Genomic DNA, 1063 nt, shown 5'->3' with positions numbered 1-1063 from the left:
TTGGTTCCTTCGACTTGTTGAGGTCGAGGGAACCGTAATTATCTGGAGTGAAATCATGGAAAACCGAAGGAAACCTGCGCCTCCCGCCACCACGCTCGACATAAACTGCGACTGCAAAGAATACGTGATCGATTATCTCGCCAAGAGCTTTCCCGTGCGGCTTATGGCGGTGTTCACCGACGAGAGTGGCAATCCCCGTTCCGAACCCATGGTCGACGAGCAGGGGCAGCCGGTCCCGTGCCGCTCGGCACTTGCCGCGCGCGACCGGATGATCGAGCAGCTGTGCGCTCTACCGCCGATAGCAACTGCGCTCGATGCGATCATTGAGCGCTTCGGGGTCGATGCGGTCGCCGAAGTGACCGGCCGCAGTCGGCGCCTTATCATTGGACGTGATGGTCGGCAGAAGCTCCAGTCGCGCAGTCCGCGCGCCAACATCGCCGAGACCCAGGCATTTATGGATGGCAGCAAGCGCATCCTGGTCTTTTCCGATGCCGGTGGCACGGGGCGCAGCTACCATGCCGACCTTTCCGCCCGGAACCAGGCACGGCGCGTCCACTTCCTCCTGGAGCCTGGCTGGAGGGCAGATGCCGCCATCCAGGGGCTCGGCCGCACCAACCGCACAAACCAAGCTTCTGCGCCCTTGTTCCGGCCGGTCACGACCGACGTCCGCGGCGAACGCCGGTTCATCTCGACGATTGCCCGGCGGCTCGACAGCCTCGGTGCGCTGACCCGTGGCCAGCGCCAGACTGGCGGTCAAAACCTCTTCGATCCCTCCGACAACCTTGAAAGCACATATGCCAAGGAAGCGCTGAACCGCTGGTTCGGGCTTCTGTTCATGGGCAAACTCGAGGCTGTCGGCCTGTCCAGGTTTCAGGACCTGACCGGGCTAAGGATTGAGGGTGCTGACGGGAGTTTGGTAGACGATCTGCCGTCGATTATAGCGCGACGATCTGGGTGAGAGGTCAGCGACTATCAGGATGAGAACAGATTGTCGCGGCGGGTTCATGGTGCCGGGTTAGATTGTCGCTGGCAAGGGCGATTCTTCGCTCTGATTGTCGCTGAT

General features: G+C 61.3%; 1 protein-coding gene. It reads left to right on the top strand.

Going from position 1 to position 1063, the window contains the following annotated elements; translation table 11 throughout:
* The coding region (locus SxD43FB_RS23735) for a strawberry notch C-terminal domain-containing protein (protein ID WP_255245891.1) at positions 1–958 on the top strand (958 nt) is incomplete at its 5' end.
* Positions 959–1063 lie beyond the last annotated feature (105 nt).

Origin of the sequence: Sphingobium sp. D43FB, from assembly GCF_002312805.1 — a bacterium.
Taxonomy (GTDB): domain Bacteria; phylum Pseudomonadota; class Alphaproteobacteria; order Sphingomonadales; family Sphingomonadaceae; genus Sphingobium.
Note: the sequence above shows the minus strand (reverse complement) of the source record. Positions and strands in the feature narration are given on the sequence as shown.